We start from the raw sequence: 20,109 nt of genomic DNA, 5'->3' as shown, positions 1-20,109 counted from the left end.
CCGTTCAGACGAACGCCCGCTCGATGATCGCCGTCGTATCCACGCCCGTGGGCAGCGTCCCGAACGCCGCGCCCCAGTCGGCACCCAGCCGGGACGCGCAGAAGGCGTCCGCGACCGCGCGGTGGCCGTGCCGGACCAGCTGGGCGCCCTGCAGGACCAGGGCCATCAGCTCGACGATCCGGCGCGCCCGGTACTCGATATCGCTGCGATCGGCCAGTTCCTTGCCCACCCGGTCGATCGCGTGATCCAGATGCGGATTCTCGCCGCGCGCCCGGGACACCTCGGCGAAGTAGGCCTCCACGGTCTCGGGCTGGGTGCCCATCGCGCGCAGGGCGTCGAGCGCGGCCACATTGCCCGAACCCTCCCAGATCGACATGAGCGGCGCTTCCCGGTACAACCGCGGCATCCCGGATTCCTCGACGTAACCGTTTCCGCCGAAACATTCCAGGGCCTCGGCGGCGTGCGTGGCCGCGCGTTTGCACACCCAGTACTTGGTCACCGCGAGCGCGATCCGGCGCAACGCGGCTTCACCGGGATCCGCCGCGGCGCGATCGGTGGCCCCGGCCAGCCGCAGCATGACCGTGGTGGCGGCCTCGGATTCGAGTACCAGATCGGCCAGCACATTGCGCATCGCGGGCTGGTCGACCAGCGCGGCACCGAACGCCTTGCGATGGCGGGCATGATGCACCGCGCGTACGGCTGCCGTGCGCATCCCGACCGCGGAACCGATCACACAGTCGAGACGGGTCATATTGACCATTTCGATGATGGTCTTCACTCCGGCGCCCTCCGCGCCGACCGGCCAGCCGATCGCGTTCTCGTACTCGATCTCCGAGGACGCGTTCGATTTGTTGCCCAGCTTGTCCTTGAGCCGCTGCAGCCGGATCGGATTGCGCGAACCGTCGGGCAGCACCCGCGGCAGCAGGAAACACGACAGCCCGCCCGGCGCCTGGGCCAGGGTGAGGAACATATCCGACATCGGCGCCGAGGTGAACCATTTGTGGCCGACGAGCCGATATGTGCCGTCGGGTTGCGGGGTCGCGGTGGTGGTGTTGGCCCGGACATCGGACCCGCCCTGCTTCTCCGTCATGGACATACCGGCGATGAGCCCCGCCTTGGTCGACGGTTCGCGTAACCCGAAGTCGTAGGCGCGGGCGGTGAGCAGCGGTTCGTACTGCGCCGCCAACTCCGGATTGTGCCGCAGTGCCGGAATCGCGGCGTAGGTCATCGAGACGGGACACATATGCCCGGCGTCGGCGGCGCCCCAGACGTAGAACTTGGCGGCCCGCGCCACATGGGCGCCGGTCCGGTCGTCGGCCCACGGTGCGGCGTGCAGTCCGTGTTCGACCGCCACCGTCATCAGATCGTGCCAGTGCGGATGGAATTCCACCTCGTCGACGCGGTTGCCGTAGCGGTCGTGGGTGTGCAGGACGGGCGGATACTCGTTGGCGAGCCGGCCCCACTCCTGAACCCGCTCGGTACCGGCGAGCGTGCCGAGTTCGCGCACTTCCGCCTCCGCCCACCCGGCGCCCTCCCGGTGCAGACCGGCCAGCAACGCCGGGTCCCGCGAGACCTCGAACGGTGTGATCGGCGGGACCTGGTTGAGAACCTCGTGCGTGAGCATCCATCGATTATGCGTCCCATGTCACACCGCGGGCTTCCGGGGGATCGGGACCGGTCGGTATCGGTGGGCAGGTGAGCGGCCCCGCCGTGGTCCGCTCGTGTGCGGCCTCGTCCCGGTAGCGCAGGGTCTTTCTCGGGCGACCCGTGGCGCGCCCGTCGTCCGGGCAGCCCGCGGTGGGTCGGCCAGCCGGGCACGGTGCGCCCGGCGATGTTTCGGAAACAGAGGTTAACCTGTGCGAATGCGCCGATTGAGCGTTGTCGACGAAATCTTCCTACGCACCCACCAGGGGCTCGGCACCCCGATCGCGCTCCAGGGCCTGTGGCGCACCGCCGGGGCGGTGGAACCCGAGATACTCGCGCGTTTGCACGGGGCACTGCGCACCGGGCCGCTGGCCCGCCGGGTGGTCCGCCCCCGGGTCCCGGGCGCTCGGGCACGGTGGCAGCGCAATGATCGCGCTCATCCGCTCGACCGGCACCGTGCGACGCTCGCACCCGCCGAGATCCCGGACTGGGCCGACGCGTGTGGTGCCGACCTGGATCCCGAACACGGTCCGGGCTGGCGACTGTCGGTGGCGCCACTCACCGACGGGGGCACGATCGTGGTTCTCACCTGCTCCCACGTTCTCGCCGATGCCCGGGGACTGATTCTCGCCGTGGAACGAGCGCTGGAGGCGATGGACTCGGACCGCGCGGTGGACCTTCTGTGCCCCCGGCCGGTGGCGGCGCCGGGCAACGACACCGGAGGCGCCCCGGATTCGGACTGGTTCGACGCGGCGCGTATCTGGGCGACGGTCGGGCTCGGTGGTGTGCGTGCCGCCGCGACCCGGATACCGCGCGGTGTGCACGGGCCGGGGCACCAGAAGCGGGTTGCCGGACACGACGGGGCGACGGGCGCCGACCGCGCGGCTCGTACCGTGGCTACACCGCGCCGCCCGATCGCACCATCGGATTCTTCCTGGTCGCAGTCACAATCCGCATCCGGCGGCCCCGCGGCCCGAGCCGCCCCGCCCGACCCTGCCGGACTTCTCGTGCCGCCGGCGATCGAGGAACGGATCGACCCATCCGGATCTACCGAGACCTCCGCCTTCACCGCGCTGCCCGAACCGGCGCTCATCCTGCGCTGCCCGGCCGAGGACTGGGAGGCGGTCGCCGCGCGATACGGGGGCACAGCCAACAGTTTGTTCATCTGGTTGGTCGCGAACATCCTGTGGGCCGCGGGCTTTCCCGGGGCCGAGATCGCGGCGAGCCTGCCTGTGGACACCCGGGACGAACCCCGGATCGACAACGATCTGGCGGTGACCGAGATCGCGGTGACCCCGGGGGACGGACCGGCCGATATCCGCGCGAAGAGCCGGTCGGCCTACGAGCGGCGGATGACCAGCCCCGGCGGACTACCGGAAGAGTTTCTCTACCTGGTGCCCGACAAGGTGGCCCATCTGCTGTCCCGGGGAGCGGGGGAACGCGACATCCTGTGCTCGAATATCGGCGCGATCCCGCCGGCGCTGTCGACCCTCGGGCCACACGAGTGCACCGGTATCGCGACCCGGGCCGTTCATCCCGGCCTCGACTATGCGCGGCGGCCGCGCACCCGGCTGTCCGGCTACCTGTGCCGTTTCCGGGACGACTACATCCTGACCGTCGCGAGTCTCCACCCGGAACGGATAGCCGATGCGGCCGCACTGCACCGGCTGGTCACCGCGACCGCCGCGCGGGTGGACCTGCCGATTCGGCCGTGGTGAAGGTCAGCGGTTGGCGCGGTACCAGCGGATCAGCGCATCGGTGGACGAATCATCCTGTGGTGCGGGTTCTTCCGAGTCCGTGAGCAGGGGCGCCAGCGCCAAGGCCTGCTGCTTGCCCAGTTCCACACCCCACTGGTCGAAGCTGTCGATCCCCCAGATCGCACCCGCCACGAACACCTGGTGTTCATACAGCGCGATCAGCTGGCCCAGCACTGCGGGAGTGAGCCGGGGCGCGAGGATCGTGGTGCTGGGCCGGTTGCCGGGCATCACCTTGTGCGGTACCAGTTCCGGCGGTGTGCCCTCGGCGGCGATCTCCTCGGCGGTCTTCCCGAACGCCAGCACCTTGGTCTGCGCGAACAGATTGCTCATCAGGATGTCGTGCATACTGCCGGTGCCGTCGCGGGTGGGCAGATCGTCGGTGGGCTGGGCGAAACCGATGAAATCGGCGGGGATCAGCCGGGTGCCCTGGTGCAGGAGCTGATAGAAGGCATGCTGACCGTTGGTGCCGGGTTCGCCCCAGAAGATCTCACCGGTGGTGGTGGTGACCGGGGAACCGTCCGCGCGCACCGATTTTCCGTTCGACTCCATCGCGAGCTGCTGGAGATAGGCCGGAAAGCGGGCGAGATCGTTGGAGTACGGCAGCACCGCGCGCGACTGTGCGCCGAAGAAGTTCGCGTACCACACACCGAGCAGCGCCAGCAGGGCCGGCGCGTTCTCCGCCAGCGGCGCGGTGGCGAAATGGCGGTCCATATCGTGCATACCGGCGAGGAATTCGGCGAACCGGGCGGGACCGATCGTCACCATGACCGACAGCCCGATGGCCGAATCCACCGAATACCGGCCGCCGACCCAATCCCAGAAGCCGAACATATTGTCGGTGTCGATACCGAACTCGGCGACCCGCCCGGCGTGGGTGGACACCGCGACGAAATGTCTCGCCACGGCATCCGGGCCGAGGGCGTCGACCAGCCAGCGGCGGGCGGCGGTGGCGTTGGTCAGGGTCTCCAGGGTCGAAAAGGTTTTGGAGGCCACGATGAACAGGGTGGTCGCCGGATCCAGATCCGCGAGTGTGGCCACCAGATCGGCGGGATCCACATTGGAGACGAACCGGGCGCCGATACCGGCGTCCGCGTAGTGGCGCAGCGCCTGATGCACCATCACGGGGCCGAGATCCGAACCGCCGATTCCGATGTTCACCACCGTGCGGATCCGCTCCCCGGTCGCACCGCGCCAGTCGCCCGAACGCACCGAGTCGGCGAAGGCGCCCATCCGGTCGAGTACCTCGTGTACCGCGGCGACCGCGTCCGCGCCGTCGATGGTGAGCGAAGTGCCCTTCGGCAACCGCAACGCGGTATGCCCCACCGCCCGGTCCTCGGACGTGTTGATGTGTTCGCCGCGCAGCATCCGGTCGCGCTGCGTCTCCACACCTGCTTCGCGGGCCAGTTCCACCAGCAACTGGAGGGTCTCCCGGGTGACGCGATGCTTGCTGTAGTCGATCCGCAGCTCACCCGCGGTCAGCGTGAGATCGCGGCCGCGCGGTGGATCTTCGGCGAACAGGTCCCTCAGTTGTAGGGCGGCGATCGCAGTGTGATGATCGCGCAATTTCTGCCATGCCGCCGATGCGGTTATGTCGACGCTCACACTGGCCGAGCGTACAACCCACCGGTCCCGGACGCAGGCGCGGCCGGGACCGCGGCGGGTCCCGGGTCGCCGGACGAAGGAGAACGAAGGCGGTTGCCCACCGGTAACTCCGGCGGACCGGGGGCGGGCCCCGACCCGCCCCGCCGCAGGCGGGGCAATAGAAACTGTCCTCTCGGGCCGACGACTTCTGCCGGTTTCGTGCTTAGGCTGGCCTGTATGGCATCGGAAACCGAAGTACTCGCATCCGTCCCGAAGCAACTGTGGATCGGCGGGCCCGTCGACGCCACCGGCGGGGGCACCTTCGCGGTGCACAACCCGGCGAACGGCGAGGTGCTGGCCGAGGTGGCGGACGGATCCCCGGAGGACGCGGTACGGGCTCTGGACGCCGCGGTCGCGGTTCAGGCGGAGTGGGCCGCTACTCCGGCGCGCGAGCGCGGGGAGATCCTGCGGACGGTTTTCGAGCGCATCACCGCACGCGCCGAGGAATTCGCCCTGCTGATGACCCTGGAAATGGGCAAGGCCCTGCCGGAGAGCCGGAACGAGGTCCGCTACGGCGCCGAGTTCTTCCGCTGGTTCAGCGAGGAGGCCGCACGTATCCACGGCCGCTATCTGCACGCGCCCTCGGGTACCGGCCGCATCCTGGTCCACAAGCAGCCGGTCGGTCCCTGTCTGGCGATCACGCCGTGGAACTTCCCGCTCGCGATGGGCACCCGCAAGATCGGCCCCGCGCTGGCGGCGGGCTGCACCATGATCGTCAAACCCGCTTCGGCGACCCCGCTCACCATGCTGCTGCTGGCGAAGCTGTGCGCCGAGGCCGGCCTGCCCGACGGTGTGCTGTCGGTGATCACCTCCCGCCGGTCCGGTGCGGTCACCCAGCCGCTGCTCGACGATCCCCGGTTGCGCAAGCTCACTTTCACCGGATCCACCGAGGTCGGTCGCACCCTCGTCGAGAAATCGGCCGCCGGCCTGCTGCGTACCTCGATGGAGCTCGGCGGGAACGCACCGTTCGTGGTGTTCGACGACGCCGATATCGACGCGGCCGTCGAGGGGGCCCTGCTGGCCAAGCTGCGCAACGGTGGTGAGGCGTGCACCGCGGCCAACCGCTTCCATGTGCACCGCGCGGTGGTCGAGGAGTTCACCGAGAAGTTCGTGGCGGCGATCAACTCCCAGGTGCGGCTGGGCCCGGGTACCGATCCGGACACCACGCTCGGTCCGCTGGTCAGTGAGGACCAGCTGAACACCGTCGCCGACCTGGTCGACGACGCGGTCGGCGCGGGCGCGTCGGTCCGGGTCGGCGGGAAGGCTCCGGGCGGTCCGGGCTGGTTCTATCCGGCGACCGTGCTCACCGATATCCCCGCGCGGGCGCGCATCCTCCGCGAGGAGGTTTTCGGCCCGGTGGCGCCGATCGTCGCCTTCGATACCGAGGAAGAGGGGCTGGTCGCCGCCAACGACACCGAGTTCGGCCTGGTGAGCTATATCTACACCCGGGACCTCGAGCGGGCGCTGCGGGTGGCCGAGGGCCTGGAGAGCGGCATGGTGGGGGTGAACCGCGGGGTGATCTCGGACCCGGCGGCCCCGTTCGGCGGCGTCAAGGCTTCCGGTTTCGGCCGGGAAGGCGGTACCGAGGGGATCGAGGAATATCTGTCGACCAAGTACATCGCCATGACATGACAGACAGTACGAACCGCCCTGGGGCATGGTCACCCGGGGCGGTTCGTGAGGTTGCGGCGGTCTGCGGGCCGCCGCGTCGGTTCTGTTGGGGCCTAGCGGCCGAGACGTCCGCGCCCGAGACGCAGCAGCAGCATCGCCAGGGTGTGCCCCTCCTGGCCGAGTTCGCTGAAGCGCTCCAGCACTTTCATCTCCCGGCTGTGCACCAGGCGGGTACCCCCGGAAGCCATCCGGGTTCGTCCGATTACCCGCGAGATCTCTGTTCGGCGCTTGATGGCCGTGAGGATCTCCGCATCTAGCCGGTCGATCTCCTTCCGAAGCTTTTCGATCTCGGCTTCGGTCCGAGGGAGCTCCGAGTCCGTGTCGGTAGTAGAACCCGACCCGGTCGCCGTAGCGGGTGTGCTCATTTCTCATCTCCTCGTGTCAGAACCTGGATCGGCGCCGAGGCGCGTCGTGTTACCGATCCAGAGCTCTTCCACCGCGTGAAAAAGACCCGGCGGGTCTGGTAGTGCCGTTCCCCCTTTACCTGCCCCGTTCGGGCCTCAGGTGCCCGGTCTGCGGCCCAGCTGTCCACACAACCGGCGCGGATGTTTCGCTGAAGGGCAAACCATATTGCCAGTTTGCCACGGTAACCGATGTATGCAAAACGCTCACTGGTGGGGATATCGGCCCGCCGAGTGGTCTCGCCGGCGACGAATTCGGCCGAGTGTTCGATCGTGTCGGGTCGCGGCGGTAGCGTGAACAGACGATGGACACCACCGCGGCAGCACTTCGTTCGGATTCGCACAATTCCCGTGCCACCACCTCCGCCGCCGGCTCGCCGGAGCCCGGCGCGGCGCCGGAGGCCGCGACCCTGCCCGGCCTGGAGCTATCCGGTGCCGACCGGCGCGCGGCGGCGCCCGGGGGCCGGGAGCCCGGTGCGCCGAGCGGCCTGGCCGCGCTGCGACAGCGGGTGCAGGCCGAGCAGACACAGCAGCGCACCGATACCGCGCAGCGCCGGGCGCAGGAGGCCGAACAGCTGCTGGAGGGCCTCAACCCACAGCAGCGCGCCGCCGTACTGCACACCGGCCCGCCGCTGCTGATCGTGGCCGGCGCGGGTTCGGGCAAGACCGCCGTGCTGACCCGCCGGATCGCCTACCTGCTGGCCGCGCGCGGGGCCACCCCCGGGCAGATCCTGGCCATCACCTTCACCAACAAGGCCGCCGCCGAGATGCGCGAGCGGGTCATCGACCTGGTGGGTCCGCGCGCCGCGAGTATGTGGGTGTCGACCTTCCACTCGAGTTGTGTGCGGATCCTGCGTACCCAGTCGGCCCTGCTGGCCGGTCTGAACTCGAATTTCTCCATCTACGACGCCGACGATTCCCGGCGGCTGCTCACCATGATCGGCCGGGATCTCGAACTGGACGCCAAGAAGTACACCCCGCGGCTGCTCGCGACGGCCATCTCGAACCTGAAGAACGAACTCGTCGGCCCGGAACAGGCGAGCAGCGACGCGGAATTCGAGGACGCCGAACTGCCGCGCGTGGTCGCCCGTGTGTACACCGAATACCAGCGGCGGTTGCGTACGGCCAACGCGCTGGATTTCGACGACCTCATCGGTGAGACGGTCGCGCTGCTGCAACGGCACCCGGAGGTCGCCGAGTACTACCGCCGCCGCTTCCGGCACGTCCTGGTGGACGAATACCAGGACACCAACCACGCGCAGTACGTGCTGGTGCGGGAACTGGTCGGGCATCACACCGCGGGGTCGGGGACGGCCGGTGAAGCCGCCGATACCGACGCCGGCGCGGCCGCCGCACCGGGCGCCGAGGCCCCTGAACCGGACGCTCATACGGTGCCGCCGAGCGAACTCTGCGTGGTCGGGGACGCCGATCAGTCCATCTACGCCTTCCGCGGCGCCACCATCCGCAATATCGAGGAATTCGAACGCGATTTCCCCGACGCCGAGACCATCCTGCTGGAACAGAACTACCGGTCCACGCAGAACATCCTGTCCGCGGCCAACTCGGTGATCTCGCGCAACAGCAACCGCCGCGACAAGCGGTTGTGGACCGATGCGGGTGAGGGCGAACTCATCACCGGCTACGTCGCCGACAACGAACACGACGAGGCGGCCTTCGTCGCGCGCGAGATCGACCGGCTGGTGGACGAGGGCGAGGCCGCCTACTCCGATATCGCGGTGTTCTACCGCACCAACAACAACTCCCGGGCCTTGGAAGAGATCTTCATCCGGATGGGCCTGCCCTACAAGGTGGTCGGCGGGGTTCGGTTCTACGAGCGCAAAGAGGTCCGCGATATCGTCGCCTACCTGCGTGTTCTGGAGAACCCGGAGGATGCGGTGAGCCTGCGCCGGATCCTCAACACCCCGCGGCGCGGTATCGGTGATCGTGCCGAGGCCTGTGTGGCGGTGCACGCCGAACAGCGCGGTATCGGTTTCGCCGAGGCGCTGCGCGATGCCGCCGCCGGCGAGGTCGCGCTGCTGAACACCCGGGCGCGCAATGCCATCGCCGGATTCGTCGCGCTGCTCGAGCAGATCCGGGCCGCCGGTGAAATGGACGAGGTCGACTTCCCCGATGTGGGCGCGGTGGTCGAGGCGGTACTGGATCGCACCGGCTACCGGGCGGAACTGGAGGCCTCCGATGATCCGCAGGACGGCGCGCGGCTGGACAACCTGAACGAACTCGTCAGCGTCGCCCGGGAGTTCAGTTCCGAGGCGCGGAACGCGCTCGAGGCCGCCCGGGCCGAGGGCCTGGTACCGGAGACGGGTGAGGGCGAACCCGAACCCGGTTCGCTGGCCGCCTTCCTGGAACGGGTATCGCTGGTGGCCGATGCCGACCAGATACCCGAGGAGGGGTCGGGCATGGTCACCATGATGACCCTGCACACCGCCAAGGGCCTGGAGTTCCCGGTGGTTTTCGTGACCGGATGGGAGGACGGCCAGTTCCCGCATCTGCGGGCGCTCGGCGACCCTGCCGAACTGGCCGAGGAACGCCGGCTGGCCTATGTGGGGATCACCCGGGCCCGCCGCCGCCTGTATCTCACCCGCGCGGTGGTCCGCTCGGCGTGGGGGCAGCCGGTGTTCAACCCGGAGTCCCGGTTCCTGCAGGAGGTTCCGGATCATCTGATCGATTGGCAGCGCCTGGAACCCAAACGGTCGTCTGCTCCGGCGCAGTACGGCCGCCGTCGTGGTGCGGAGTCGAGCGACGAGGACTGGACCGGCGGCTGGCCGCAGTCGCGGGAGGCGCGGCCCGGTATCCGGGAGACCCGCCCGGCTCGGCGTGGCGTATCCCGCAACAATGTCGGCCTGGCGCTGGCGGTCGGCGACCGGGTCAGCGACGACAAGTACGGTCTCGGCCGGGTGGTCGCCGCGGACGGGGTCGGAGATATGGCGAGTGTGACGATCGATTTCGGGACCAGCGGCACCATCCGGCTCATCCCGAAGTTCAGTCAAACCCTCACCAAGCTGTAGCGCCCCCGCGGCGTTCGGCCGCGCGGTAGGTTCCGATCATGGAGTCTGTCGCGCAGCATCTGATGTGGTTCGTGCCGATGCTCTGGCTCGGCATGGTGCTGGCCATCTCGTTCTTGGAGGCGCCGCTGAAATTCCGCGCGCCCGGGGTCACCACCGAACTCGGGCTGGGTATCGGGCGGCTGGTGTTCCGGGCGCTGAACACTGTGGAGGCCGTGCTGGCGGCGGTGCTGCTGGTGTCGGCCGTCGTGCTGGCGCCCGCCGGGGCGGTGTGGGTATGGCTCGCGATCGCGGTGGTGGTTCTGGTGGTTCAGCTGGCCGTGGTGCGCCCGCCGCTGTCGCGTCGCTCGGATCGGGTGCTCGCGGGGGAGGAGTTACCACGTTCGACGGCGCACTACTGGTACATCGGGCTGGAGGTCGCCAAGGTGATCGCGCTGATCGGGCTGGCGATCGCCGCCGCACCGTGAGACAACCGCGGCCGGGTGCTCCAAGGATCGTGGCACCCGGCAGGCAGCGGTACGGTCAGTCGCCGTTGCCGGTGAGGCTGATCCCCCGGGTGGCCAGCCACGGCACCGGATCGATCTTGTCGCTGCCGTTCAGCCAGACCTCGAAGTGGCAGTGCGGGCCCGTCGAGAACCCACGATTGCCCATGGTGGCGATCTGGTCTCCTGCGTACACGTATTCGCCCACCGAGACGGTGGTGGTGTCGACATGCCCGTAGACGGTGATGGTGCCATCGGCGTGCAGTAGACGCACCCACATGCCGAAGCCCGAAGCCGGCCCGGCGTCTATGACCTCTCCGTCGGCCACCGCGTGGATGGGGGTGCCGATCGGCCCGGCCACATCGATCCCGAGATGCTGAACGCCCCAGCGGGCGCCGAATCCGGAGGTGTAGGAGCCGCTGGCGAATTGCGCGAACAGCGGGCGGAACTTGGCTTCCTCGGCCTGGGCGAGGTCTTCGGCGAATTGGGCGCCGTTGGCCAGCATTTCACCGAATCGGCTGGTGTCGACGGGGAGGCCGCCGCCCAGCATTTGCGGTGAGGTGGTATCGGAGACAGCCGGATCCTCGGTCGCCATCGACTGGGCGGCGATCTCGTGTACCGATCCGGCGGCCTCGTAATCGGTGGCCTGCGGGACCTGTTTCGTAGCGCCGGGATCCGCGGTGGCACACTGCCCGGCTGCGACCACCGCACCCGCCGCCACCGCGACGACCGCGGCGCGGCCCTTGAGCGCGGCCGGCGGGGCCGCTACACGATGCGCGCCCCGGGAACGGGACTGCCGGGGCTCCTCGGTGTCCTCCGTGGCGACCGGCGCACTCTCCAGCGCCTCGGCGATCGTCGTGGGTCTGTCGTAGCGGGCGGGCTCGTGGTGCTTCGACGCCTCGGGTTCGGCGTCGTGCCAGGACTGCGTGGGAGCCGTGGACCAGGTCTGCGGCGTGGGTTCGGACCAGGACTGCGCTTCCTCGGTCCAGCCCTGCTGGGTGTTCCAGTTCGGATCGCTGTGCCAGGCGGGCTTTTCCTCCTGCTGCCATCCGTTCTGCTGCCACTGATCCTGCTGCCAGGTGCTCTGCGGTTGCCGGTCGGCGCCGGACCAGTTGTCGGCCTGGGAATCGGCCCACCCCTGGTTGGTCGCCCAGAAGTCGTCGGCGGCGGTGCGGTGGGCATCGGCGGCGGCCGAGGCGGCGGCGGTGTTGAGCGGGCGCCTGCGGGCCCGGCTGTCACCGGGCGCGCCGAATGCATTGAACGTCTGGACCGATTCGGTCGGCTGCGCGTTCTCGTGCCGGCGCCGGGCGCGACCGTCGGGGTGGGCGTCGAGGGTGCCGCGGTGGTTCATCGGCCGGTTCGCATCCGACTGGCACCGGACTTCCGGCCGATGGTGACGGGATGCGGTGCCGAAAGGGCTGCTGCCGAACGGCTCTGCGACTGCGGAGCGGGGTGCTGCGTCAAGCTGCCGTCCTCTCTAAACCTGCTCAGGGAGCAACATCACGGAGATCTCTACTCGCGGAACAACCGGGTGCGCAAGCATCCACGCTGTGCAACGTTTGTGATCGGCCTGTGACATCGACCGCTTCGACGGTAACGAAACGATTGCGACGCGGCAAGCGGTAGGACCTTTTCAAACGTTACTGTGACATTGATCACGTTTCTATCGCGGGTGCGGCTCACCGTCGGACACTCTGTCCTGTGATGTCGCGGCCGCGATCGTCCTCGTCGCGCGGGCGGTCGCCGCGCACCGCCTGCGGCTCACCGGAAAGCTACTCGCCGGTAGTCTTGGCCTGCGGCTTTAACGTCCCCGCCGGAAGGCTCGTGACCTGCGCCACTTAGGATGAACGTGCCCGATCGGGCGTGCCTGTGAGTGGTTAGAGTCCGAACGACCCGCTACCGACGTCGGGCCGCCAACAAAGACGTTGTCATAGCAACGCAGACGAGACGGTGAGTACATGGATCTCTTCGAATATCAGGCGAAGGAGCTCTTCGTAAAGCACGGGGTGCCTTCGTCGGAAGGCCGCGTGACCGACACTGCCGAGGACGCGCGCGCGATCGCCGCGGAAATCGGCAAACCGGTGATGATCAAGTCCCAGGTGAAGGTCGGCGGCCGCGGCAAGGCCGGTGGCGTCAAGTACGCGGCCACCCCGGAGGACGCGTTCACCCACGGGCAGAACATCCTCGGCCTGGACATCAAGGGTCACATCACCAAGAAGATCCTGGTCGCCGAGGCGAAGGACATCGCCGAGGAGTACTACATCTCCTTCCTGCTCGACCGCACCAACCGCACCTACCTGGCCATGTGCTCGGTCGAAGGCGGTATGGAGATCGAAGAGGTCGCCGCCACCAAGCCCGACCGGCTGGCCAAGGTTCCGGTCGACGCGGTGAAGGGCGTCGACCTGGCGTTCGCCCGCTCGATCGCCGAGCAGGGCCATCTGCCCGCCGATGTGCTGGACGCCGCCGCGGTCACCATTCAGAAGCTGTGGGAGGTCTTCGTCAACGAAGATGCCACCCTGGTCGAGGTCAACCCTCTGGTGCGCACCCCGGACAACGAGATCCTGGCGCTCGACGGCAAGGTCACCCTGGACGAGAACGCCGAGTTCCGGCACGCCGACCACGCGGAGTTCGCGGACAAGGACGCGACCGATCCGCTGGAGCTCAAGGCCAAGGAGAACGACCTCAACTACGTCAAGCTCGACGGTGAGGTCGGCATCATCGGCAACGGTGCCGGTCTGGTCATGTCCACCCTGGACGTCGTCGCCTACGCGGGCGAGAAGCACAGCGGTGTCAAGCCGGCCAACTTCCTCGATATCGGCGGCGGCGCCTCCGCCGAGGTCATGGCCAACGGTCTCGACGTCATCCTGAACGATGTCCAGGTGAAAAGCGTTTTCGTGAACGTCTTCGGCGGTATCACCGCGTGCGACGCGGTCGCCAACGGCATTGTGAAGGCCCTCGAGATCCTGGGCGCCGAAGCGAACAAGCCGCTGGTGGTCCGCCTGGACGGCAACCGGGTGGAGGAGGGTCGCAAGATCCTCGCCGAGGCCGCGCACCCGCTGGTGACGCTGGCACAGACCATGGACGAAGGCGCCGACAAGGCCGCCGAACTCGCGGCCCGCTGAGTCGACCTACCAGGGCACGCCCAGTAAAGGACACACAGAACTATGTCTATTTTCCTCAACAAGGATTCGAAGGTCATCGTCCAGGGCATCACCGGCGGCGAGGGCACCAAGCACACCGCGCTGATGCTCAAGGCCGGTACCCAGGTCGTCGGCGGTGTGAACGCGCGTAAGGCGGGCACCACCGTCTCGCACACCGACAAGGACGGCAATGCCGTCGAACTGCCCGTGTTCGCCACCGTGGCCGAGGCCATGGAGAAGACCGGCGCGGACGTCTCCATTGCGTTCGTTCCGCCGAAGTTCTCCAAGGACGCCATCATCGAGGCCATCGACGCGGAGATCCCGCTGCTCGTGGTGATCACCGAGGGCATCCCGGTGCAGGACACCGCCTACGCGTGGGCCTACAACGTGGAGAAGGGCGCCAAGACCCGGATCATCGGCCCCAACTGCCCCGGCATCATCACCCCCGGCGAATCGCTGGTCGGTATCACCCCGGCCAACATCACCGGCAAGGGCCCGATCGGCCTGGTGTCCAAGTCCGGCACCCTGACCTACCAGATGATGTACGAGCTGCGTGACTTCGGCTTCTCGACCTCCATCGGTATCGGCGGCGACCCGGTCATCGGCACCACCCACATCGACGCCATCGAGGCGTTCGAGAAGGACCCGGAGACCAAGCTGATCGTCATGATCGGTGAGATCGGTGGCGACGCCGAAGAGCGGGCCGCGGCCTACATCCAGGCCAATGTCACCAAGCCGGTCGTCGGCTACGTGGCCGGCTTCACCGCCCCCGAGGGCAAGACCATGGGCCACGCCGGCGCCATCGTCTCCGGCTCCTCGGGTACCGCGCAGGCCAAGAAGGACGCGCTGGAGGCCGCGGGCGTGAAGGTCGGCAAGACGCCGTCCGAGACCGCCGCGCTGGCGCGCGAGATCCTGGAGAAGGCGGCGGTTTCCGCCTGATCCGGTAGCAGCGCCGAACTCCGGGAGGCCGTCCGCATCGCGCGGGCGGCCTCCGTGGTTTGTCGCGCACCAACCGGGAATACGGTGCGTGGACGGTATCGGTGGCGTAATCGAGCCGTCTACGGCCGAATCCTTCGGTGATGACCTCTGCGCGTGCGTGCAGTAGCGTCAAAGAGAATTCAGCCGTCAAGTACGTATTACTCGACCTAGGAGATGACGACATGTCATACCCGACCGGGGGCTCCGGGTACAACGCACCCGTTCCGCCCTCCGTTCCGCCCAATCCAGGCCAGCAGGCGGCCGGTGGTGGGAGTGCCGCTGGGGCCGGCGGGAAAGGACTGCCGTTCTTCCTCACCATCGGTGTGGCCGCGGTGGGTGTGATCGCCTTCCTGCTCGGCTTCCTGTCCTATGTGGGCGCGGATACCGATATGGATCTGCCGTCCTCGGCCGATACCAGCCTGAATCTGTTCGAGTACCAGGAAGCCACGATCGGCGGACTACTGCTGATCGCCGCGATCCTCGCGGGCCTGTCGCTGCTGCCCAAGCAGGACTGGGTCGGCGCGGCGGCCGCGGTGGCGGCCGGAACCTTCGTCACCATCCTGTTCCAGCTGTTCAGCCTGCCCGAGGGCGCGAAGGCCGAGATCGGGCTCTACCTGATCCTGGTGCTGGCACTGGTGCAGACGGGTCTCGCGGTGGCGGTCGTGCTGTTCGACGCCGGAATCCTCACCCCGCCGGCCGCTCGTCCGGCGGCGCAGACCGGATTCCCCGGCGGTCAGCAGGGTTACGGCCAGCAGCAGTACCAGGGGCAGCAGCAGGGTTACGGCCAGCAGCAGCCGGGTTACGGCCAGCAGTACAGCAGTGGCCAGCAGCCGCAGCCGGGCTACGGCCAGCAGCAGGCGGCCTACGGTCAGCAGCCGGGTTACGCCCAGCAGCAACAGCAGCAGGGTTACGGCCAGCAGCCGCAGCAGTCGCCGTATGCCGGTGGCCAGCAGCCCTCCCCCTACGGTCAGCAGCCGCAGCAGCAGGCCTACGGTCAGCAGCCGCAGCAGCCGGGTCAGCAGGCCCAGCCGTTCGGTGGTGAACAGCCCTCCGATCCGGCCGCCGACGCCACCCGCGCGTTCCGGCAGTCCGACGACCAGAAGTGAGCACCGGCAGCACCCGGCGCGGCGCGCCTGAAGCGCCCGCGCCGGGGCGGCTGCCACTCTGAAATCCATGAGTTCCCCGCGTACCTCGTCGAACCACCCGCTCCGGGGGGCACGCAGGAGTTCGGCGCGTTCCGGCGACGAGCCGGGCTTTCTCTCGCTACCCCCCGATCGCGCGCGGGTGCTTCTCTTCGTGGCCTTCCGGCCCGCCGCTTTCGCCCTGGCGGTCGTCGTGGTCACCATGCTGGTGACCCTTTTCACCGCGGGCAGCGATCTCACCGGTCTCAGCGGCGCGGTGGCCGCGGGATGGCTTGCCGTGCACCAGGTGCCGCTGCTCATCGGCAGTACGACGGTGGGCCTGCTACCGGTGCTGCCGACCGCGCTGCTGCTGTGGGCCGCGGCCCGGGAAGCCGTCGCCGCCACCGATACCGAACCCACCCGGGCCGAACTGGGTTGGTTGTGCGGTGCCGCCGTGGGGGGCCCGCTGCTGATCACCGCCGTATGCCTGGCGGTCACCGAGGACGCGTCGGGATCCATTGCCCTGCAACGTCCCAACCCACTGACCGCCTTCGGCTGGGTGCTGCTCCTGCACCTGACCGCCGTCCTGTGCGGGATCGCGTTCCGTTGCCGGGAACGCCTCTTCGAGGGTCTGCCCTACGACGTGATCGCCGCCGCGTACGTGGCGGGCCGGGCCGTATTGCGCCTGCTGGCGGCCGCGGCGGTGCTGGTGGTGCTGGCCCTGCTGGTGAACTGGTCGCGGGTCGGCGAAACCTACGGGTCCGCGAAGGGAATCGTGGACGTACTCGGGCTCACCCTGCTCTCGCTGCTGTACCTGCCGAACGCGGTGGTCGCCGGGGTCGGGGTGCTGGTGGGGCCGGGGGTCGAGTTCGGTGATGCGTCGGTCGGGGTGTTCACCGTGGTCGGTGGACCGATTCCCGCGGTCCCGGTGCTCGCCGCGGTACCGACGGGTCCGGCCGTGCTCTGGTGGGCCGTGCTGCTGCTCGTCCCGGCGGCCGTGGGCGTGTACGGGGGCGTGGAATCGGCGCGGGTGAGCTACGACCGTCCCGGCGCGCCCTGGGCGCTGCTCGCCGCGGCCGGGCTCGGGAGCGCGGCGCTCACCGCGCTGGCCGCGCTGTCCGGGGGAGAACTGGGGAACTTCGGGCGCCTCGGCCTCGAGCTTCCGGTGTTCGCCCTGGCGGTGTTCGCCTGGCTGGCGATTCCCGGTTACGCCGGTCTGCTCTTCGCACGCACCTTCGTCGTCTCCTTCCCCACCCCGCTGATGCGCCATCCCGACGCGCTCTTCGACCCGGACGATATCGACTACGACGAGGACTGTTACCCCGACGAGCAGGAGAGCGCCCGGGCTCCGGCGGGCCGCGCGCTGCCGGAGCGGCGGCTCCCGGAGCTACCGGGCGATTCCGCCACCGATCCGGCCGACCGTTATGCGGGTCTGCTCGATCGGCCGCGTGCCGAGTCCCCGGGGCCCGAGAAGCCGTTGGACGCCGAGTTGGTCGAGGACCAGCCGCGTAGATCCGCGGCGGGTGCTGTCGCCGCCGCGGAGACGGCACCCGAGATCGTGGACGCGGAAGTGGTCGAACCGGACGCGCTCGACGGGGACGACGGAGACGGTCGCCGGAACTGACCGCGCCCGCTCCGGCTCCGGCTCACCGCCGCCGCAGGCGGGCCCGACCGCGTCTACTAGGCTCTATCCGTGCCGCGGGTTCGTCCCCGCCGGCGGGTGGACCCCGCCCGCCGTTCCTTCGAACTCCAGGAGTAGAGCCCTGACCGCCCCGGAACCCACCGATTCCACCCCGGCCGGCCTGGTCGTACTCGCCTCGGGGACCGGTTCGCTGCTGCGCGCGTTGCTCGATGCCGCCGCCGACCCCGGTTATCCGGCGCGGATCCACGCGGTGGGCGTCGACCGGGAGTGCGCCGCCGTCGAACACGCGGCGGCGGCGGGCGTCCCCACTTTCCGGGTCGCGGTCGGCGATCACGCCGATCGCGGCGCCTGGGATGTGGCGCTCACCGAGGCAGTGGCCGGATACTCGCCCGACCTGGTGGTCTGCGCGGGTTTCATGAAGCTGCTGGGCCCGGTGTTCCTGGATCGTTTCGGCGGCCGGATCATCAACACCCATCCGGCCCTACTGCCCGCTTTCCCCGGTGCGCACGGGGTGCGGGACGCGCTGGCCTACGGGGTCCGGGTCACCGGGACCACCGTGCACCTGGTGGACGCCGGAGTGGACACCGGTCCGATCCTGGCCCAGGAGCCCGTCCGGGTCGATCCGGCCGACGACGAGGCCGAATTGCACGAGCGCATCAAAGTTGTGGAGCGACGGTTGCTGGTGGAGGTTGTGGCCGCCGTCGCGACCCGCGGAATTGTCTCCGATGGACGAAAGGCAGTTATCCCTGATGAGCGAGTTCTCCGGTGAGTGAACGCACGCCGATCCGCCGGGCGCTGGTGAGCGTCTACGACAAGACCGGGCTCGTGGAGCTGGCGACCGCGCTGCACGCGGCCGGGGTGGAACTGGTGTCCACCGGCTCGACAGCGGCGCGGATCGCGGACGCCGGTGTCCCGGTGACCAAGGTCGAGGACCTGACCGGGTTCCCGGAAACCCTGGACGGCCGGGTCAAAACCCTGCATCCGCGGGTGCACGCGGGCATTCTGGCCGATACCCGCAAAGCCGCGCACCTCGACCAGCTCACCGAACTGGGTATCGAGGCCTTCCAACTGGTCGTGGTGAACCTCTACCCGTTCAGCGAGACCGTCGCGAGCGGGGCGAGCCCGGACGACTGCGTCGAACAGATCGATATCGGCGGACCGTCGATGGTGCGCGCCGCGGCCAAGAACCATCCGTCGGTCGCCGTGGTGGTGAACACCGGCGACTACGACGAGGTCCGCAAGGCCGTCGCCGACGGCGGGTTCACGCTGTCGGAGCGTGTCGCGCTGGCCGCCAAGGCTTTTCAGCACACCGCGAGCTACGACGTCGCGGTGGCGAACTGGATGGCGTCGACGCTGGTCGAGAAGACTGCCGAGGAGGCCGAGTTCCCGTCCTGGATCGGCGCGGTGTGGGACCGTTCGGCGGTCCTGCGCTACGGCGAGAACCCGCATCAGCGGGCCGCGCTGTACACCGACGGTGACGGCGGGCTCGGCCTGGCACGGGCGCGGCAGTTGCACGGCAAGGAGATGTCGTACAACAACTACACCGACGCCGACGCCGCTCGCCGGGCTGCCTATGACCACGAGGCACCCGCGGTGGCGATCATCAAACACGCCAACCCCTGCGGTATCGCGACCGGCGCGGATATCGCCGAGGCGCATCGCAAAGCGCACGCCTGCGATCCGGTGAGTGCCTACGGTGGCGTCATCGCCACGAACCGCGAGGTCTCGGTGGCGATGGCCCAGCAGGTGGCCGAGATCTTCACCGAGGTGATCGTGGCGCCTTCCTACGCCGACGGTGCCGTCGAGGTGTTGCAGCGCAAGAAGAACATCCGCATCCTGATCGCCGAAGCGCCGGCCCCCGCGGGTGCCGAACACCGGCCGGTGAGTGGCGGCCTGCTGGTCCAGGAGCGCGATGTGATCGACGCCGACGGCGACGATCCGGCGAACTGGACCCTCGCGGCCGGCGAAGCCGCGGACGCGGCGACACTCGCCGATCTCGAATTCGCCTGGCGCGCCTGCCGGGCCGTGAAATCGAACGCCATCCTGCTGGCCCATGACGGTGCGTCGGTAGGTGTCGGTATGGGTCAGGTCAACCGGGTCGATTCGGTACGGCTCGCCGTCCAGCGGGCCGGTGACCGGGCCGCGGGGTCGGTGGCCGCCTCGGACGCGTTCTTCCCGTTCCCCGACGGGCCGCAACTGTTGCTGGAAGCCGGTATCCGGGCGATCGTCCAGCCGGGCGGCTCGGTGCGCGACCAGGACACCATCGACGCGGCGCGGGCGGCCGGGGTGACCATGTATTTCACCGGGTCCCGGCACTTCGCCCACTGACATCGGCCAGCGCGACAAACACCGTGCGGCCCCTCGATCGCTGGGAAACGAGGGGCCGCACGGGCGCGGGTCGACTGTCCGTCAGTCGGGTGTAGGTGGAACGCCCAGGGGATCGGCTGTGCCGGGCAGCGTGCAGGACAATGTGGTCGGCGTGTCGGTCGATCCAGGATCATTGTGCCCTCGCGCCCTGGTTCGTGCGGTTGAGCAGAGAGGCCTCAGCACAAGAGAGGGGCGCAAGGATTGGGATCACCGAAAATGGCGCCGAGGAGCACGAACAAACC

The 20,109-nt window shown here is 68.9% G+C and carries 14 protein-coding genes; 10 read left to right on the top strand and 4 right to left on the bottom strand.

The features are described 5' to 3' along the window. Positions 1-4 precede the first annotated feature (4 nt). On the bottom strand, positions 5-1,624 hold the full coding sequence (locus IG75_RS0117545; protein ID WP_030522370.1) for an acyl-CoA dehydrogenase family protein: 1,620 nt from the start codon (positions 1,622-1,624) through the stop codon (positions 5-7). A gap of 238 nt (positions 1,625-1,862) precedes the next feature. On the opposite strand from IG75_RS0117545, the gene IG75_RS0117540 reads away from it, so the two are divergent. Beyond that, positions 1,863-3,362, top strand: a complete 1,500-nt coding sequence (locus IG75_RS0117540; RefSeq protein WP_030522369.1) for a hypothetical protein — start codon at positions 1,863-1,865, stop codon at positions 3,360-3,362. Positions 3,363-3,365: 3 nt separating this feature from the next. Here the strand turns inward: IG75_RS0117540 and pgi are convergent, their stop codons facing one another. After that, positions 3,366-5,003, bottom strand: coding sequence for a glucose-6-phosphate isomerase (pgi, locus tag IG75_RS0117535; RefSeq protein WP_030522368.1), 1,638 nt, complete (start codon positions 5,001-5,003; stop codon positions 3,366-3,368). Between the two features lie 216 nt (positions 5,004-5,219). Between pgi and IG75_RS0117530 the strand changes: the two genes are divergently transcribed. Next, positions 5,220-6,674, top strand: coding sequence for an NAD-dependent succinate-semialdehyde dehydrogenase (locus IG75_RS0117530; protein ID WP_030522367.1), 1,455 nt, complete (start codon positions 5,220-5,222; stop codon positions 6,672-6,674). A gap of 92 nt (positions 6,675-6,766) precedes the next feature. Here the strand turns inward: IG75_RS0117530 and IG75_RS0117525 are convergent, their stop codons facing one another. After that, entirely contained in the window at positions 6,767-7,078 is a 312-nt protein-coding gene (locus tag IG75_RS0117525) for a chorismate mutase (RefSeq protein ID WP_030522366.1), read from the bottom strand. Positions 7,079-7,419: 341 nt separating this feature from the next. On the opposite strand from IG75_RS0117525, the gene pcrA reads away from it, so the two are divergent. Next, positions 7,420-10,140 carry a DNA helicase PcrA gene (gene pcrA, locus IG75_RS0117520; protein WP_245713355.1) on the top strand — a complete coding sequence of 907 codons (2,721 nt, stop codon included), beginning with the start codon at positions 7,420-7,422 and terminating at the stop codon, positions 10,138-10,140. 38 nt (positions 10,141-10,178) lie between these two features. Next, complete coding sequence (locus tag IG75_RS0117515) at positions 10,179-10,604, top strand: hypothetical protein (RefSeq protein ID WP_030522364.1); 426 nt, start codon at positions 10,179-10,181, stop codon at positions 10,602-10,604. A gap of 55 nt (positions 10,605-10,659) precedes the next feature. Here the strand turns inward: IG75_RS0117515 and IG75_RS0117510 are convergent, their stop codons facing one another. After that, positions 10,660-11,970 (bottom strand): M23 family metallopeptidase, encoded by a 1,311-nt coding sequence (locus IG75_RS0117510; protein ID WP_063834156.1) that lies wholly within the window; start codon positions 11,968-11,970, stop codon positions 10,660-10,662. A 607-nt stretch (positions 11,971-12,577) separates the two neighbouring features. Between IG75_RS0117510 and sucC the strand changes: the two genes are divergently transcribed. From sucC to purH, 6 genes are all read left to right on the top strand, one after another. Then, entirely contained in the window at positions 12,578-13,741 is a 1,164-nt protein-coding gene (gene sucC / locus IG75_RS0117505) for an ADP-forming succinate--CoA ligase subunit beta (protein ID WP_030522362.1), read from the top strand. 42 nt (positions 13,742-13,783) lie between these two features. Beyond that, positions 13,784-14,698 (top strand): succinate--CoA ligase subunit alpha, encoded by a 915-nt coding sequence (sucD, locus tag IG75_RS0117500; RefSeq protein ID WP_030522361.1) that lies wholly within the window; start codon positions 13,784-13,786, stop codon positions 14,696-14,698. 221 nt (positions 14,699-14,919) lie between these two features. Beyond that, positions 14,920-15,843, top strand: coding sequence for a DUF5336 domain-containing protein (locus IG75_RS0117495; protein WP_030522360.1), 924 nt, complete (start codon positions 14,920-14,922; stop codon positions 15,841-15,843). Positions 15,844-15,910: 67 nt separating this feature from the next. Then, entirely contained in the window at positions 15,911-17,482 is a 1,572-nt protein-coding gene (locus IG75_RS0117490) for a cell division protein PerM (protein WP_051714681.1), read from the top strand. 139 nt (positions 17,483-17,621) lie between these two features. Further along, positions 17,622-18,269 (top strand): phosphoribosylglycinamide formyltransferase, encoded by a 648-nt coding sequence (gene purN, locus IG75_RS0117485; RefSeq protein ID WP_030522358.1) that lies wholly within the window; start codon positions 17,622-17,624, stop codon positions 18,267-18,269. Then, a complete protein-coding gene (gene purH / locus IG75_RS0117480; RefSeq protein WP_030522357.1) occupies positions 18,266-19,828 on the top strand; it encodes a bifunctional phosphoribosylaminoimidazolecarboxamide formyltransferase/IMP cyclohydrolase in 1,563 nt (520 codons plus the stop codon). The genes purN and purH overlap by 4 nt, the downstream gene beginning before the upstream one ends. Positions 19,829-20,109: the final 281 nt, after the last annotated feature.

Origin of the sequence: Nocardia rhamnosiphila NBRC 108938, from assembly GCF_000720425.1 — a bacterium.
GTDB classification, from domain to species: Bacteria; Actinomycetota; Actinomycetes; order Mycobacteriales; family Mycobacteriaceae; genus Nocardia; species Nocardia rhamnosiphila.
This window is presented reverse-complemented; position numbering and strand designations above follow the sequence as displayed.